We start from the raw sequence: 16269 nt of genomic DNA, 5'->3' as shown, positions 1-16269 counted from the left end.
GAACGTAAAAACAGGTTTCAATATGTTCAGCTAAAAGCGGGGCAAATTTATATTTTTTTTGAATATGAAAGACATTGTGAGAAAAATTTTCAAACTTTTTTAGTCGGTTTAAGACCTTTAACTAAAACATTGACCTTTAGTCGATAACATTTTAAGGTTTCCTTAACAATCTGATATATTGAACCGTGATTGAATATGTGACCTCCCTCCTAGCTAAACCATATTCCATCAATTGTAACCCAAATAATTACAAGCTATTATGAAAATCAACTTTAAGGCCTTAGGATGCTATGCTATTCTATTTACATTTTGTGCTATGAGCTTATCTGTAAATGCTCAGCTTCATGAAAAATTACAAAGAGAAGGCAATCTCACATTCAAGCAAATTGTTAATCAGTCTGAACAGCATTTTGACCGCACCGGACGGGGTAAAGGTGTTGGATACAAACAATTTCAACGCTGGCAATATTGGGCAAGTCGAAATTTAGATACTTCAGGAAAAGTACGAAACACTAGAGATGCTCTTCAAGCCTACGCTAAATTTTCAGAACAAAACAGCTCATTAGAACGGGCTTTTGATATTGATTATGTAGAGCTAGGACCTTTAACCTCTCAATATACCTCAACCTGGTCTTCGGGCTTGGGTCGAGTAAGTGCAATTGGTCTAGACCCTAATAATGACAATCATATTATTGTTGGCTCGCCAACAGGTGGTATTTGGAAAACAACAAACCTCGGTGGTTCTTGGACTCCGTTATTTGACGACCAAGCTAATATAGACGTTTATGCTTTAGAAATTTCGCACGCCAACCCCAACCACTATCTAGGTGGTCTTAATGGCGGTATGGTACGGAGTACAGATGGCGGTGCCAATTGGAGTGCGGTTACTGGCGTTGACAACAGTGATTTATACAATACCATTAGAACGCATCCTACAGATGCAAACATCGTTTTTGCGGTGGGACAATACCGTGGTAAGGTATTTAAATCAACAAACGGCGGTGCAAGTTTTTCATTGCAAATAGATATTACAAACGACTTTTTTGATTTAGAATTCCATCCAACAAATCCAAACATCATTTATGTGTCTGGAGAAGACCGAATATATAAATCAACCGATGGTGGAACTAATTTCACTCAAATTACCACAGGACCTTGGAATGGCTCAGGTAATGTGATTATGATAGCCGTAACGCCTGATGCCCCAAATAACCTTTATGCTTTAGAAGAGCAAGGTGGTGGTTTCAACGCGCTGTATTTATCACAAGATGCCGGAGCGACATGGTCCACACAAGACAGCTACGATGGTACCAATAACATTATGGGTTATGACCAAACTGTACAGAGCGGTCAGGCTCCGAGAGATATGGATATTATTGTCTCTCCAGTAGATGCCAATATTGTTCATGTTGCAGGTGTAGAAACTTGGAAATCTACCAATTTAGGGCAAAGCTGGGTACAGACCACAAGGTGGAATGCGCCAGGAGCTAGTGATTTTATTCATGCGGATATCGACTTATTGATTTATGACGGCAACCGAATCGTAGCTGGTACCGATGGAGGCATCTACTATTCTACGGATGATGCTACAAGTTGGACGGATATTTCGGCTGGATTAGCCATTAGACAATTTTATAGAATTGGTGCATCACAAACTGATGCTGACCGTGTGTCTGGCGGTAGCCAAGATAATGGTACAGGAACCTTAGTCAACGGTGTTTGGCGCGACTGGTTGGGTGCTGATGGTATGGAAACCTTTATAGATTATTCAAACGCTGATATAATTTACGCCACTACGCAGAGAGGGTCTTTGCAAAAATCTACAGACGGTGGTATTAGCAGAGCAAGTATTTCGCAACCTTCGGCTGACAATGGAAACTGGGTCACGCCTTTTGAACAAGACCCAAATGTGGCTTCAACAATTTACACCGCTAAAGACCAGATTTATAAGAGCACCAATAGCGGTACCAGTTGGTCGCCTATATCAAATTTTCCAAGCGGATTGGTGGATGAGATGAAAATTTCTCCAGCCAACAGCAATTATATTTATGCCAGTATCGGCACAACATTTTACACCACAACTGATGGCGGTTCTAGCTGGAGTTCTACAAGTATTCCTGCTGGTAGTCGTATTAATTATATAACGGTTCACCCAACCAATGCATCTCGAGTAGCGATAGCCATTTCGGGTTCTAGTTCTAAAATCTTTGAGAGCACTAATGCAGGAAGTAACTGGACAAACATTACAGGAAACATTCCTTCCGCAGTAACCATAGAATGTGTTTTATACGACAAAGCCAGTGATGGCGGATTCTACGCAGGAGGAAATCCAGGCGTCTATTATTCTGCATCCGCAGGAAATGCAAACTATTCGGATGTTTCCAGAAATTTACCAAGAGTACGAGTTACGGAATTAGAGATAAGAAATGATGTCCTTTACGTTGGAACATATGGTCGTGGCCTTTGGAAATACGAATTTCAATGCAGTCCCAATGAAGTAGGACAACCCTGTGACGATTTTGATGAATGTACAGAAAACGATGTCTATGATGAAAACTGCGGTTGCGCAGGAACACCAGTTGGAGATTCAGATAACGATGGTGTCTGTGATTTGGTTGACCAATGTGCAGGATTTGATGACACCATAGATTTTGATATGGATGGCATTCCAGACAGCTGTGACACTTCTATAGATTGTAGTTCTTGTATCAGCTCTATCTCAACATTCCCTCATGTTGAAGATTTTGAAAACGGTTTAGGTGATATTTGTCAATTCAGTTCAGATGATATTGATTGGACGGTTCTAAGCGGTCCAACACCGTCAACTGGGGTTGGTCCTAGTATTGCCCATTCTGGAAGCAACTATTTTTATATTGAATCTTCCGACCCTAATTATCCAACCAAGGTTGCCATATTTAAAGGCGCATGCTATGATACCGCTGGGGCTAGTTCAGTATCGATAAACTTCTGGTACCACATGTTTGGTCTCAATGTCAACGAAATAAAGTTAGATGTGTCCTCAGATGGTGGCTCAACGTATTCTACAGTATGGTCAGCCTCTGGGAACCAAGGTGACCAGTGGTTAAACGCTAATGTTGATTTAAGCACTTATGCTAGCGGACAATTAACCTATGCTTTTACAGCAACAACAGGAAGTGATTGGCAAAGTGATATTGCTGTTGATTTGATAACGGTAGATGCAGTCTCTGGAGCATGTAGCAACAATGGTGGCGATGCTGATGGTGATGGTATCTGTGCCGATTTAGATTGCGATGATAGTGACCCAAATATTGGTGGTGAAGGTTCTTCATGTGACGATGGCGATGATTGTACCGAAAACGATGTCTTTGATGCTGACTGTAATTGTGCAGGAACAGTAATCACAGCAGATTCCGATAACGATGGTGTTTTAGACTGTGTGGACCAAGAAATAAATTCACCTTGTCCGCAAGATGTGGATGCCAACGGTGTTTCAAACGATGATGACAACGACGGTATTCCAAACTGTAATGACAGTTGTGATGACCGAATAGATACAGATAATGATGGTACACCTGATTGTTTAGACAATTGCCCTAATGACGGCAACAAAACCGAGCCAGGCAATTGTGGATGTGGTATAGCAGATGTTGATACAGATAACGATGGTGTTTTAGATTGTAATGACCAAGAGCTAAACTCGCCTTGCCCGTTAGATGTAGACGCCAATGGAGTTTCCAATGACGATGATAACGATGGAATCCCTAATTGTAATGACGATTGTGACAACAACTTAGATACCGATGGTGATGGTATTTTAGACTGTGTGGACCAAGAAATCAACTCGCCTTGTCCTCAAGATATTGATGCTAATGGTGTCTCTAATGACGATGACAATGACGGCATTCCTAATTGTAATGACAGCTGTGACAATAGTATTGACACGGATGGTGATGGTGTTGCGGATTGTTTAGATAACTGTCCAAGCGACCCAAATAAAACCGAACCAGGTGACTGCGGTTGTGGCGTTTCAGATGTTGACACGGACGGTGATGGTGTGTTGGATTGTGACGATCAAGAAATCAATTCACCTTGTCCGCAAGATGTAGATGCTAATGGTATTTCTAACGATTTGGATGGTGATGGTGTTTGTGATGCGGACGATATTTGTCCTGCAGGTGATGACAACATAGATTCAGATGGTGACGGTATCCCAGACGCCTGCGATAGTAATTGTATTCCAACAACAAGTAGTTTCTCTGTTGGTCAGCTAACACATTCAGGTTCTGGTTCTGGTACTACGACCTTGAGTTTAACTGGCGGTACACATACGGATGCTTCGTTTAGTATTACGGAGATTAATTCAAGATTAGGTGGAAAACCAGCAAACAGATTTGATGAGCGTGTGGTGGTTACTTATGTTGATGGTAATGGTTCAACACAAACCTATGGCACCTATGTTGGAAGTTCAACAAGCAGTGTTAACGTATCTATAGCTGGAGAAGTTCAATCGATTAGTATAGCACTTTCGGATGCTTTTGATGGCAACTCTAGCACAACAATGCGTATAACGCTTGGTTCTGTGTCGTCTTGTGTGGCCTTAAACTGTACAGATTCTGATGGCGATGGCGTTTGCGATGCCGATGATATTTGTGATGGATTTGATGACAACCTTATAGGTACTTCCTGCGACGATGGTGATGCATGTACCGAAAATGATGTATATACAACCGATTGTAATTGCGCGGGAACATACGTCGATTCTGATGGTGATGGCGTTTGTGATGCAGATGATATCTGTCCTGCAGGTGATGATACTATTGACTTAGATGGTAACGGTATCCCAGATGCTTGTGATAGTGGTGACTGTACATCAGAAACCGGAAACTTTAGTTCTGGCACCTTATTACATTCAGGCAATGGGTCTAGCACAACAAGCTTTAATTTCTCAGCGTTGTCAACAGACGTGAGCTTTACCGTTAGTGGATTAGGTTCTAAAATAAATGGAAATAAAAGCAGTCGTTATATTGATAATGTTTCAATCAGCTATATAGACGCCAATGGCAATACGCAGTCTTATGGAAACTTTAGTGGCACAAACCAAAGCACAATTAACGTTTCTATTAGTCAAGATATTAGTTCAGTAACTGTAACTTTAAGTGATGGGTTTGATGGCAATTCACCTTCAATCAGTGTGAACCTATCTAGTATTGACTATTGTACACAAAGTACAGGTGAAGCCAGTCCTAGTGATTACGCTAAAGAATATGCAATACTTGAAGACGCTTCAAATGACATCAAGGATATGCGCTTATTCCCTAATCCGGCAAATAACGTTATCAACGTAAGATTCAGTGCTAAGGCAAACACCAATTACAACGTTATGGTGAAATCGATTCTAGGTCGAGGTATCCACAACCAATTGGTAAAAGGTTCTGGGCAGGTGGAAGCCTTGAGCATTGATAGTTCTAACTGGCCAACGGGTATTTATTTCGTGGTTGTAAGTGCTTCAAACGAAACAAGTTTAAGAAAAGTGATTATTCAGCGCTAGACGTTTTCAAACTATTCAAAAGATACAATCCCTTCGCTTTTGACGAGGGGATTGTTGTATTTAGGCCTTGCCATGTGTTAAAACTTTCGGATTTAGGGCTAAAAATCATACTTTAGTTGAAACTAAGCCATTTAGCAGTTTAACTTGAAGAATTTGGTGGTTTACTCATTGCCAATTTCAAAATGAAAGAAACATACATACTTTAGACGGTAACAAAATATATCGCATTATGAAAGCACACACATTTACCAACAGTACATTTTCTAAACTGACCCTTTTTGTCGGGTTGTTTTTTATGACATTTTTGGGATTCAATTCCCTTAACGCCCAAAGCCAAGCGCAGGGCAAAACCATTAAAGGCGTGGTGACCACCGAAGGCGAGCCTCTAGCAGGAGCCAATGTTATCTTAAAAGGTACTAGCGTGGGAACATCCACCAACCGTAATGGCGAGTTTACTTTTCCAAGACCTTTAAAAGTCAACGATGTTTTGGTCTTCAGTTTCCTAAGTTTTGAAACCCAAGAAATCAGAATCAAGGCTGATACTGACTTTTTGGAAGTGAAAATGACCGATGACCTTATTGAAATTTTGGGCGCACCAGCTTCGGAAAAGCCTTATAAATCAAAACGAAGCAAACGCAAGCAGTAGCATTACCCAATTTATGAAATGCTATAGTTTTCTACTCCTATTCATTATTGCATTTCAGGTCCAGGCACAACAATCGGATTTTGAAACTATCAATTTTTCAAAAGCGGATAAGCTTGCCCTGAAATGCAAAAATGAATCTCTAAAAAACATCTCAAATTTAGCGTCTTGCCTTACTGATGGTTTGACCACAGGTGTTGAGCGTTTTAGGGCTGTTTTTAAATGGGTCACGGCCAATATCTCCAATGATTACAGCGCCTATTATAGAAATAAGCGCAAGCGTAAACGCTATCAATCGGATTCTACAAAACTTAATATTTGGAATGATGACTTCAAAAAAGTAATGATTTCCAACATGATAAAACATCGTAAAACCATCTGTACGGGCTATGCTTATTTAGTGCAACAGCTTGCTGAAGCGAGCGGTTTAGAATGTGAAATCGTTCATGGCTATGGCAGAACCAGCATGACCTCCGAGGAGGATTTACAATTCCCCAACCACAGTTGGAATGCTGTTAAACTTAACGGAAAATGGTATCTCGCCGACCCCACTTGGGCGAGTGGTATTCCAGACCCAGAAAGTAACCGTTTTACGTTTGATTATAATGATGGTCTATTTTTAACTAACCCAAAGTTATTTGCGGTAAACCATCATCCTATCGACCAAAAATGGGCACTACTCAACGAGTCTCCGAGTTATGACGATTTCTTAAATGCACCGATTCTTTACGGAAACGCGTACAGAAAATTGAATGTGATTGAAGCACCATTACAGTTCCATCATGACATCAACAAAAATGAATCTGTGACGTTTGAATATGAATTAGCTTCAACTCTAGATAAAGATGCTCTTCGTTTTAGCATCGATAATGGTATTGAAACCAAAACGGTTAAGCCAGATAGCTATGAAACGAAAGATAATCTCATGACAGCGACTTACACCTTCCACAATGTAGGTTTTTATGATGTGCACTTATTGCTAGAGAATAGTTTGATTTCTACACATACGGTACGCGTGAGGCGATAATTTCTCAACTAGAAGCCCAAAGAATTGACATTATACTTTTGAAGAGTTCTTTGGGAGAAAGTTCCAAGTTTTTAGTATTTATAAATTGACTTGAAACATTCAAATTATTTGCATTCTTAAGTATTTCGAAAGCACTTTTATTATCAACCTCTAAGGCGACTTTATCTATTATTAGAGATATGAAATTTCCTGAATAACCGATTTCATCAACCCGTACAATATCTTTAGCACTTATATGACTGTTAACTGTTAATCTTTCAACATCCCCAATATCAATTTCAATAAGAGACGCACTTGATTTACGAATCAATACTAATACAAAAGTAAGTACTAAACCGAAAATAAATGTACAACCAACTATAACGAAAATTAGGAAATTGAATTTATTCTCAGGAAGCCAAAATGTAAATGTAAAAATGAGTAAGCTGAAAAATAATATCAACATCGATATATTAAAATTTCGTGTTGCCTTTTTTGCTTTTGAAGTCAAAACATTTACCTTCATTCAATTGAGCTAAATCAAGAATACTATATCATTTTCAGCGTATTCACTTCCTGCGTCGTTAAGTGTTTCCAATGTCCGCGTGGAATGTCTTTTTTGGTCAAGTGACCAATTGAAACACAGTCTATTTTTACAATGTCGTATTTAAAGTGTTCAAAAATGGTTCTAAGAATGGTGTTTCCAGTATTCTTTATTTTGATGCCGACCTGATTTTTAGACTGGCCTTCCACATAGCTGATTTCTTCAACGCTAACCAATTTTCCATCAATTTTAAAACCGTCTTGGATGGCTTTTAAATCTTCGTACTTTAAATTTTTATCGAGTTCAACCTGAAACAGTCTAGCAACCCCAGTTGTAGAATTGGTGAATTTTTGATGTACTTTTTCATCGTTGGTAAACAATAACAAGCCCATAGAATTTCGACCTAATCGCCCGATTGGTCTAATCTTGGCATTCGTAGCATTGGCCACTAAATCCATGACCGTTCGGCCTTTACCTTCGGCTGTGGTTGTCGCAAAACCTTTCGGCTTATTTAGCAACACATATACTTTTGGTTCTGGGCTAATTCGCGCACCATCAAAACGAACTTCATCATCTGGCTTAACCTTATAACCCATCTCCGTGATGACTTGTCCGTTAACGGTTACCAAACCAATGGCAATATTTTCATCGGCCTCACGTCGAGAACATATTCCCGAATTGGAAATGTATTTATTTAAGCGGATTTCATCAGAATCTGATACTTTTTTCGGTGTACTTTTCTTTTTTACTGGAGCATTTCCTCGTACAAACGGCTTTTTAGATGCCGGTTTAGCACGATTATCCCCAGGTTTAGCATCTCTACTTCCACGTCCTGAAACCTTGCGTTTCCCTTTACTTCCTTGATGTCTGCTCATAACTGTTAATTTATATCATTTGGAATTCATATCCAAATAAATAGGCCGGCAAAGGTACAACAATAGTTGGATTGAACTACTTAAATTCCACCGTACTTTGACGCTCTCTATTTACCGTAAGCTTAGTGACATCCGGACGAGAATAATGCCCAACGGGGTCGAAATTTTGACGCTCTTCCAACACCCGATTAAAATGAATGGTTTCCACAATTAATCCATCGGTGTGTAATTGAGGTTCAATAATCCATTCGCCATCGGGTCCTGCGATACAGCTTCCGCCGTTCGCTAAGGTTTCGGGAGCATTTTTTAAAATGTCTTCCAAATATGGCGTGTCTGAAGGAAAATCGGATTTTGACATTAAACTCGAAACGGACACCACATACGACCTTGATTCACGAGCGATAAAACGTGTAATATCTTTGGTGTTATGGTCACTGCCTGGCCAAACCGCAATATGAAGATTTTCACCCAAGCCATACAGCGCAGTTCTTGGTAAGGGCATCCAATTCTCCCAACAGTTTAAACCACCAACTGTAAATGCTTTTAGCGGATGCACTTGCAATCCGTTTCCGTCACCTGGCGCCCAAGTTAAGCGCTCATCGTACGTAGGTTGTAATTTTCTATGTACGGATTGCACGGTTCCAGTTTGGTCAATGTAGACCAAAGAAGCGTAAATACTATGTCCGCCTCGGTCTTCAGGCCGTTCCATAATCCCTAAATAGATAGCGATATTATGTTCTTTTGCCAATTGACAAACCGAATCTAAATCTCCTTTTTCTATACACACCGAATTGCTTACATAGTGTGCATGCAGTGCTTTGTTGACATCGGTATTCCATTCCGCACCACCTGTTAAGGCCAACCAAAATGGATAACCTGGCAACAAGGCCTCTCCAAAGACAACCAGTTCAGCATCTTGTTTAGAAGCATCGATAATACTGTTTTCAATCTTTTCGAGCGTTGCTTTTTTGTTCAGCCATACTGGGGCGATTTGCGCCATTGCTATTTTTAGGGAAGTCTCCATTTATATTTGGTTTAATACAAGGTTAATATCAATCAATGTAATGGAAAATACACCGACTACGATAATGACCTTCAATATGTTATGAAGTATCAAATAATGCATTTTACGTTTCGAATTCCACAGGATAAGTAGGAATAAGATGAGTAACATTACACTACTGTAGAAGAAATAATACATGCGTCCAATTTCAAAATAAAAAATCAGGAGAAAGGCTGTTACAATGGTGACCAATGCAACTATTGTAAGCACGTATTTTGAAATTTTTTCGCCATACACTACAGGTACAGTTCTATAATTTAATGCGAGGTCACCCTTTATGTTTTCGAGGTCTTTGGTCAGTTCTCGCATAGAAACTAAGAGGAACAAAAACAAAGCGTGAATAAAAATCACGGTTTCAAAATTTCTGTAATAAATGAAGACCGCAAAAAATGGCGTTACCGTTAAAACGGCCGATACCAAGTTCCCGGTCATAGGCATTTTCTTCAAACGGTGCGAATAAAACCAAATAGAGAAGATGTACAAGGCAAAGAACATAACTGCTCTAAACGATACGTAGCTTGCGAAAATGACGGCAAGGAAATTCAGGATAAAGTAAAACGACAGCTTGGTGTTTTGGCTGACTAATCTATCTAACATCGTTTTATTAGGACGATTGATAAGGTCTTTTTCAGAATCGTAGAAATTATTGATAATATATCCTCCTGCAATTGTGGCGGAAGACGCCAAAACGAGCATGAGCAAGTTAACATCAAAAACCACAGAACGAACTGGCTTATCGTGCGCAAAGATGTAGACTGACGCCAAGTACTGCGCAATGATAACCACCAAGATATTGTAGCCTCGAACGACTGAAAATAGGCTGAAGACTTTTTTCAGGTAGTGTTTTTGTTTTCGGGAAAGCACAACGCAGAATTAGAAGTTGTAAACGACTTCCAATTTGTGGTCTTTGAGCGCCAATTTGGCCTTATCGATGTTCTCGGTAAAACCTAGAATATAGCCTCCACCGCCTGAACCACAAAGCTTTAGGTAGTAGTCGTTGGTGTCCAAACCTTTCTTCCAAAGGTCATGAAACTGCTGTGGAATCATAGGTTTAAAATTACTCAAGACCACTTTAGATAATTGCTTTGTGTTTTTAAACAAGGACTTAATATCGCCTTTTAGGAAATCATCCACACAAGCATCGGTATGTTTTATGAATTGGTCTTTCAGCATTTTACGGAAACCTTCTTGTTTCATGTTTTCCATAAAAATACTGACCATCGGTGCCGTTTCGCCAACAATTCCGCTATCCAAAAGAAAGACTGCGCCTTGACCTTTTTCGGTTTGAGATGGAATGCCAGTGGCTTCAATATTGTCTTTAGAATTGATTAAAATAGGTAAGCTCAAATAACTATTCAACGGGTCTAAACCAGACGATTTTCCATGGAAAAAAGATTCCATTTCAGAAAAAATAGCCTTTAGCTTTAAAAGCTTTTCTCGGGTTAAATTTTCGAGAACAGTGATTTTTTCAGACGCATAACGGTCATAAATAGATGCTACGAGTGCACCACTGCTTCCTACACCATAGCCTTGAGGAATTGAGGAATCAAAATACATCCCATCGGCCAAATCTTGTTTTAAACGCTCAATATCAAAAGACACCAAATCGTAATCGATGTTTTCTAGATAACCAGCAAACTTTGTTAAACTTTCGTTCGACTTCCTTGCTGTTTCAGAATTATTATCGTCAAGCTTTAACGCGCCATTATAAAAGTTATAAGGGATAGATAAACCCTTAGAATCTTTAATGATACCATATTCTCCGAAGAGCAATATTTTTGAGTAAAAAAGTGGTCCTTTCATAGTTTTATGGGTTAAGCTAAGTTACAACTTTTCAGCACCAAAGCCAACCGTATCGCAAATATAGTGACCGTTTTGACAATACGCAACCAACTGTGTCTTAATGAAATCTAAAACTTTGTCGGCCTCAGCATCGGGATATAAGACGTGGACATTCGCTCCAGCATCTAAGGTAAAGCAGACTTTAGAGCCTGTTTCTTCCCGAAACTGCCATATTTTATTGATGATTTCCAAGGTATTTGGTTTCATTAAAATGAAATAAGGCATGCTCGTCATCATCATAGCATGTAGCGTCAAAGCTTCGCTTTCCACGATTTTATTAAATTCTGAAAGGTCGCCAGATTGCAAAACCTTATCTAAATCAGCTAAATTTTTATGCGCTTGCTGAAACCGCTCTTGGGCAAACGGATGCCCAAACATCAGCTTATGGCCAACCGTACTTGAAACTTGTTTTTCGCCTTTATCGACGAGTAGAATAGTGTCTCTATAATTTTTGAAGTTTGAATGTACTTCCGCTTCATACTTAACCCCAAACAGGTTTGATGAATTTGAAACGGTGTCGTTTTCGCCCCAAACAACTAAAGGCCCTTCTACGCTTCGGCAGGCGCTTCCTGAACCTAAGCGAGCAAGGAAGGAGGCTTTTTGATTGAAATCTTGTTCTACAATCCCCAAATCCTTTGCAATTTCCATCAAACACAAAGCGAGCGCACTCATGCCAGATGCGGAAGAGGCAATCCCAGAACTATGCGGAAAGGTATTTGACGTTTCTATGGTAAAATGATAGTCGCGTAAAAATGGCATGTAAGGCTCAATCCGCTCGAAAAAGGTCTGGATTTTTGGTTTAAAAGCTTCATTTTTTACGCCTTCAAATATGACATCAAAACTGAAATTATTGCCCTCTTTTTTTGAAAACGATACTTCGGTAATGGTTTTGCATTCGCTAAGTGTGAAGCTGATGGATGGATTTTCAGGAATTTGTTGCTCCCGTTTTCCCCAATACTTAATTAGTGCAATATTACTTGGCGAGGCCCATTTTACGCGACCACTTTCTATGTTGGAATTGTAAGCCTCTAATCTGAATGTTTCGTCAGTCATGTATGAAATTTGAAGGTACTTTTGAAGTCACAAAAATACGGAATTACCCAAGATTTAGGGTTTGGCCTCAGATAATTCCAAAAGCTTTAGCATGGTTTTGTAGTTTCTTGCTGTGGCTTTGGTTTCAAGGACTCTTTCAAAATAAGCGAGATTGAATTTAGCACGTCCGTAACCATTCTTTGGAAAGAAATAGATGACATCATTAATAATATGAAATTCTTCGTTTGGGTATGTTTTTTGTTGAGCAATCCCGACCTTATCCGAAGTCGGTTTTTGAGATAACAATACAAAATAACTTACTTGTTTTACGGCATCTTCAAACGGACAATCGTCAAAGATGACTCGTAATTCTGAAGGTGTTTTTGCCAATACAGGAATATCTAATTCGAAATGAGTTTTGATGGCTTTGGCGATTTTTGTTTTTATTTTTGCGACATTATTTAGCTCAGATTTCAAAATAATGTTTCCACTTTGGATATAGGTTTTTACATCTGCGAAGCCTTCTGACGTCAACGCTTGTCTTAAGTCTACCATCGGTAGTTTGTTATGACCACCGACGTTGATGCCTCTAAGTAGAATTACGTAGGTTTTTATGATTTAGAAATCTTGGGATTGTTGTAAAAGTCTAACAATGTAAATACCATCATCAAAAACACGATAATGAATAGTGTAAGCAAAATACTCAAGCTGAACAATTCTCACATCACGATAGCGAATTTGAAATGAATAAGGCATACGTTGAATCAATCTCAATTGATTCATCAAATCTTCAAAAAAAGCATCTTCTTTCTCAATATATTTGAAATAGCACGAGGCCTTATATAGCTCACGTTGAGCTTCGTCCGAAATACTATAGTTTACGTCCATATTTCTTTAAAACTTCTGAAAGTGGCGTAAATTTCAACTCACCCTTTTCGTGACGCTCAATCATATCATCCATCATCGCCTTATATTCTTCAGACGGTTCACTCATGCAAAGCGCTTTGTCTTCCAACATATACTCAATGTAATTTTTAAGCGAGCGCTTTTGAAGTTTGGCTTGCTTTTCTAAAATGGCAATAGCTTTATCGTCCAACTCTATTAATTTTTTTGTCTTTCCCATAATCGAATAATTATAAGATAAATATACAAAATATATAGATTATATATAATTTTTATATCAAAAAATGTTCTGCGCTACAATGTAACCTCCTGTCCATGCGTTCTGAAAGTTAAAACCGCCAGTAACTGCATCGATATTTAGCACTTCGCCTGCCAGAAATAAATTTGGGATTCGTCGACTTTCATAGGTTTTGAAATTGAGTTCCTTCAAATCCACTCCGCCAGCGGTTACAAATTCTTCCTTAAAGGTACTTTTACCCGTTACGTGGAATTCGGCATTAGTGAGCTGTTCGACTAATGCATCGAGTTGGGCTCTATTCAGGTCTGCCCATTTTGTAGCATCTTCAATCTTACTGTAACTGCAAAGCTTTACCCATAGTCGTCTAGGAATATCGAATTGGGGAAATTTTGAAATATTCTTTTTCGCTAGTTCCAATTTAAGATTTTTCAAACTCGTTAAAGCATCTTCATATGTCTGTTTGATAAAATTGATTCTAATCTTGAAATTATAATCGCATTCTTCAAAATAAAAGGCTCCGATTGCCGAGAGTTTTAAAATGGCTGGCGCACTAAGTCCTGCATGCGTGACTAAAACAGGGCCTTCTGTGATTAAATCACTACCAATTACGCTAACCTCAGCATCCTTTACAACGACACCCGGAATATCCTTAAGGCGTTCATCTTTAATATCGAATGTAAATAATGACGGCACCGGCTTTACGATGGTGTGCCCTAAGTCGGACAGAAGATTCCAAATTTTAGGATTGCTTCCGGTGGCAATGACTAGTTTTTTACATTGGATGTCGCCTTGATTGGTTTTCAAAATGAAGTTTGATTCTTGGCTACCCTTCCCGTCATTCTGTACAATTGTTTTCAAACTGTGATTGTACATTACCTCAATATTGAGCTTTTTAGCTTCGTGTAAAAAGCAATTGATTATGGTTTGAGAAGAATCGGTTACGGGAAACATTCTGCCATCGTCTTCAATCTTTAATTCCACACCTCGGTCTTCAAACCAAGCAATGGTATCGCCCGTCATAAAAGTATGAAATGGCCCTAAGAGTTCCTTTTCGCCACGCGGGTAATTGGTCACTAATTCCGAAGGGATAAATTCGGCATGTGTTACATTACAACGTCCGCCACCTGAGATTTTAACCTTTTGCAATCCTGTTTTACCACGCTCTAAAATGGCAATGCTTTTGTCGGGAAAATTTTCAGCGACATTAATCGCCGTAAAAAATCCTGAAGCACCGCCTCCAACTATGATGACGTCTTTTTTCAATCGTTAATTATTGGTGTGGAACGAAGATATTGTTTCCTTTAAGATTTGAGATATAATTTCTCAATTAATGACAAGTCCGTGGCATTGGTGAGGCTTGCCTTACAATCGTTATAAAGATTTTCGATTTCTGCTTTTATGGCATCTTGGTAATGTGGTTCTGCCTTTTCCGCATCGTTTTCAAGATAACTGAGTAAACTGAATAATTTTTGGACCACCAAAACGTCGTGCTTGCAATAGGCTCTTAAAGAGGCCATAACGCCATACAGCAAATGCTTAAAATTGAGTGTTTTGATGAATATCCTTACATGGCCTTCATCATCCATAAAGGTGCTTATATCATGCTTTAGTAATCGAAGCCTCAATAAATCCTTTAAGTAATCAATAGCGTTGACGGCCGTTCCTGGGTCATTGATTCCTGGTGACATGGCTTTGACCGCAACTTCGGTAATTTGTTTAAAGGCCAGTACGTAGTTGTCTTCAATCATTTCACTTTTTGAAAACATGAACGATTCCTTTAATTTAGTTTCCATGTCTTCGTCCACCGAGGAATCCACTTTCAAAATAAGGTCACCTTCCAGAAGATATTCTCCTTTTATTGCAATGGTTTCTACCTTCAAATCATTTTCGGTACAAATTTCACAGAGATAATGAAGATTGATATCTTGAAAATAGCCGGTTTTTGGTGAATGAATAGTGCGCCAATCATCGGAATTTGGAAAGTCTTTTGGGTCCTCTTCAGATTTTAATAATAGATTCAATCTGTTTTTGGCCTTGATATATATTTTTGAAAGTATGGTATTGATTTGAATTTCTTGAGAGATGGAATGAATGAAATAGATAAAGGCACCCAAACAAATAGTCATAAATATGATGGAAAGCAATACCGAAAATCCAGGGAGTTGAAATTTATCACCAGTAGGTTTGACAGTAATTAATGTGAAGATGCAGTAAAGCAAACAAGCGTTATAAATACCTAAAATGTATTGATGTCTCCGATTACTAATCAGTCCTGGCAAGACTCTTGGTGAATAATTACTGGACGCTTGATTAAGTAAAATCATCACCATAGAAAAACTAAATACCATTATGGAAATGAGTCCAGCAATAAAAGTGGTAAGAATTACACGCGCGGTATCTGCGTTGTTAATGACCATCCACGGTACGTTCTCAATAAGATACGCGGAAATGCCTTTGTTCTCAGCATAATACATAAAAAACGCAAAGAGAAAACCGAGAAAACTAAAAACGGCTGGATAGAAGGCAATCTTGCTTTCGAGCTTTACAAAATAGTTTAAGAAACGTTTGAAGTAGGCCTTCATACTTAATATGT

Annotated in this window: 14 protein-coding genes; 3 read left to right on the top strand and 11 right to left on the bottom strand. The window is 39.0% G+C overall.

Annotated features, from left to right (window positions below; translation table 11 throughout):
* Positions 1-259 precede the first annotated feature (259 nt).
* The 3 genes from ACFOSX_RS06155 (at position 260) to ACFOSX_RS06145 (ending at position 7200) form a co-directional block, all read left to right on the top strand.
* Complete coding sequence (locus ACFOSX_RS06155; RefSeq protein ID WP_386098069.1) at positions 260-5530, top strand: VPS10 domain-containing protein; 5271 nt, start codon at positions 260-262, stop codon at positions 5528-5530.
* A gap of 229 nt (positions 5531-5759) precedes the next feature.
* Positions 5760-6176, top strand: coding sequence for a carboxypeptidase-like regulatory domain-containing protein (locus ACFOSX_RS06150; protein WP_386098067.1), 417 nt, complete (start codon positions 5760-5762; stop codon positions 6174-6176).
* Positions 6177-6189: 13 nt separating this feature from the next.
* Entirely contained in the window at positions 6190-7200 is a 1011-nt protein-coding gene (locus tag ACFOSX_RS06145; protein WP_386098065.1) for a transglutaminase domain-containing protein, read from the top strand.
* A 4-nt stretch (positions 7201-7204) separates the two neighbouring features.
* Here ACFOSX_RS06145 and ACFOSX_RS06140 read toward each other — a convergent pair whose 3' ends face one another.
* From ACFOSX_RS06140 to ACFOSX_RS06090, 11 genes are all read right to left on the bottom strand, one after another.
* A complete protein-coding gene (locus tag ACFOSX_RS06140) occupies positions 7205-7705 on the bottom strand; it encodes a hypothetical protein (protein ID WP_386098063.1) in 501 nt (166 codons plus the stop codon).
* Positions 7706-7728: 23 nt separating this feature from the next.
* Complete coding sequence (locus ACFOSX_RS06135) at positions 7729-8598, bottom strand: pseudouridine synthase (RefSeq protein WP_386098061.1); 870 nt, start codon at positions 8596-8598, stop codon at positions 7729-7731.
* Between the two features lie 76 nt (positions 8599-8674).
* A complete protein-coding gene (locus tag ACFOSX_RS06130) occupies positions 8675-9622 on the bottom strand; it encodes a carbon-nitrogen hydrolase family protein (protein ID WP_386098059.1) in 948 nt (315 codons plus the stop codon).
* Positions 9623-10525 carry a geranylgeranylglycerol-phosphate geranylgeranyltransferase gene (locus tag ACFOSX_RS06125; protein ID WP_386098057.1) on the bottom strand — a complete coding sequence of 301 codons (903 nt, stop codon included), beginning with the start codon at positions 10523-10525 and terminating at the stop codon, positions 9623-9625.
* A gap of 9 nt (positions 10526-10534) precedes the next feature.
* A complete protein-coding gene (locus tag ACFOSX_RS06120; protein WP_386098055.1) occupies positions 10535-11464 on the bottom strand; it encodes a mevalonate kinase family protein in 930 nt (309 codons plus the stop codon).
* Between the two features lie 21 nt (positions 11465-11485).
* Entirely contained in the window at positions 11486-12556 is a 1071-nt protein-coding gene (mvaD, locus tag ACFOSX_RS06115) for a diphosphomevalonate decarboxylase (RefSeq protein ID WP_386098053.1), read from the bottom strand.
* Between the two features lie 54 nt (positions 12557-12610).
* Positions 12611-13135 carry a DUF1697 domain-containing protein gene (locus tag ACFOSX_RS06110; RefSeq protein WP_386100241.1) on the bottom strand — a complete coding sequence of 175 codons (525 nt, stop codon included), beginning with the start codon at positions 13133-13135 and terminating at the stop codon, positions 12611-12613.
* An 18-nt stretch (positions 13136-13153) separates the two neighbouring features.
* A complete protein-coding gene (locus ACFOSX_RS06105) occupies positions 13154-13423 on the bottom strand; it encodes a type II toxin-antitoxin system RelE/ParE family toxin (RefSeq protein ID WP_386098051.1) in 270 nt (89 codons plus the stop codon).
* Positions 13407-13658, bottom strand: a complete 252-nt coding sequence (locus ACFOSX_RS06100; RefSeq protein WP_386098049.1) for a hypothetical protein — start codon at positions 13656-13658, stop codon at positions 13407-13409. The genes ACFOSX_RS06105 and ACFOSX_RS06100 overlap by 17 nt, the downstream gene beginning before the upstream one ends.
* A gap of 57 nt (positions 13659-13715) precedes the next feature.
* Positions 13716-14939, bottom strand: coding sequence for a BaiN/RdsA family NAD(P)/FAD-dependent oxidoreductase (locus tag ACFOSX_RS06095; RefSeq protein WP_386098047.1), 1224 nt, complete (start codon positions 14937-14939; stop codon positions 13716-13718).
* A gap of 38 nt (positions 14940-14977) precedes the next feature.
* Positions 14978-16258 carry a DUF2254 domain-containing protein gene (locus ACFOSX_RS06090; protein ID WP_386098045.1) on the bottom strand — a complete coding sequence of 427 codons (1281 nt, stop codon included), beginning with the start codon at positions 16256-16258 and terminating at the stop codon, positions 14978-14980.
* Positions 16259-16269 lie beyond the last annotated feature (11 nt).

The organism is Winogradskyella maritima (assembly GCF_042650215.1).
In the GTDB taxonomy this organism is placed as follows: Bacteria; Bacteroidota; Bacteroidia; order Flavobacteriales; family Flavobacteriaceae; genus Winogradskyella; species Winogradskyella maritima.
The sequence above is the reverse complement of the archived record's forward strand: the minus strand, read 5'-3'. Positions and strand labels throughout refer to the sequence as shown.

Excerpts from the sequence above, each read along its gene's own strand:
- ACFOSX_RS06155 (WP_386098069.1), top strand. The coding sequence starts at position 260 with ATGAAAATCAACTTTAAGGCCTTAGGATGCTATGCTATTCTATTTACA.
- ACFOSX_RS06150 (WP_386098067.1), top strand. The coding sequence starts at position 5,760 with ATGAAAGCACACACATTTACCAACAGTACATTTTCTAAACTGACCCTT.
- ACFOSX_RS06145 (WP_386098065.1), top strand. The coding sequence starts at position 6,190 with ATGAAATGCTATAGTTTTCTACTCCTATTCATTATTGCATTTCAGGTC.
- ACFOSX_RS06140 (WP_386098063.1), bottom strand. The coding sequence starts at position 7,705 with ATGAAGGTAAATGTTTTGACTTCAAAAGCAAAAAAGGCAACACGAAAT.
- ACFOSX_RS06135 (WP_386098061.1), bottom strand. The coding sequence starts at position 8,598 with ATGAGCAGACATCAAGGAAGTAAAGGGAAACGCAAGGTTTCAGGACGT.
- ACFOSX_RS06130 (WP_386098059.1), bottom strand. The coding sequence starts at position 9,622 with ATGGAGACTTCCCTAAAAATAGCAATGGCGCAAATCGCCCCAGTATGG.
- ACFOSX_RS06120 (WP_386098055.1), bottom strand. The coding sequence starts at position 11,464 with ATGAAAGGACCACTTTTTTACTCAAAAATATTGCTCTTCGGAGAATAT.
- mvaD (WP_386098053.1), bottom strand. The coding sequence starts at position 12,556 with ATGACTGACGAAACATTCAGATTAGAGGCTTACAATTCCAACATAGAA.
- ACFOSX_RS06105 (WP_386098051.1), bottom strand. The coding sequence starts at position 13,423 with ATGGACGTAAACTATAGTATTTCGGACGAAGCTCAACGTGAGCTATAT.
- ACFOSX_RS06100 (WP_386098049.1), bottom strand. The coding sequence starts at position 13,658 with ATGGGAAAGACAAAAAAATTAATAGAGTTGGACGATAAAGCTATTGCC.
- ACFOSX_RS06090 (WP_386098045.1), bottom strand. The coding sequence starts at position 16,258 with ATGAAGGCCTACTTCAAACGTTTCTTAAACTATTTTGTAAAGCTCGAA.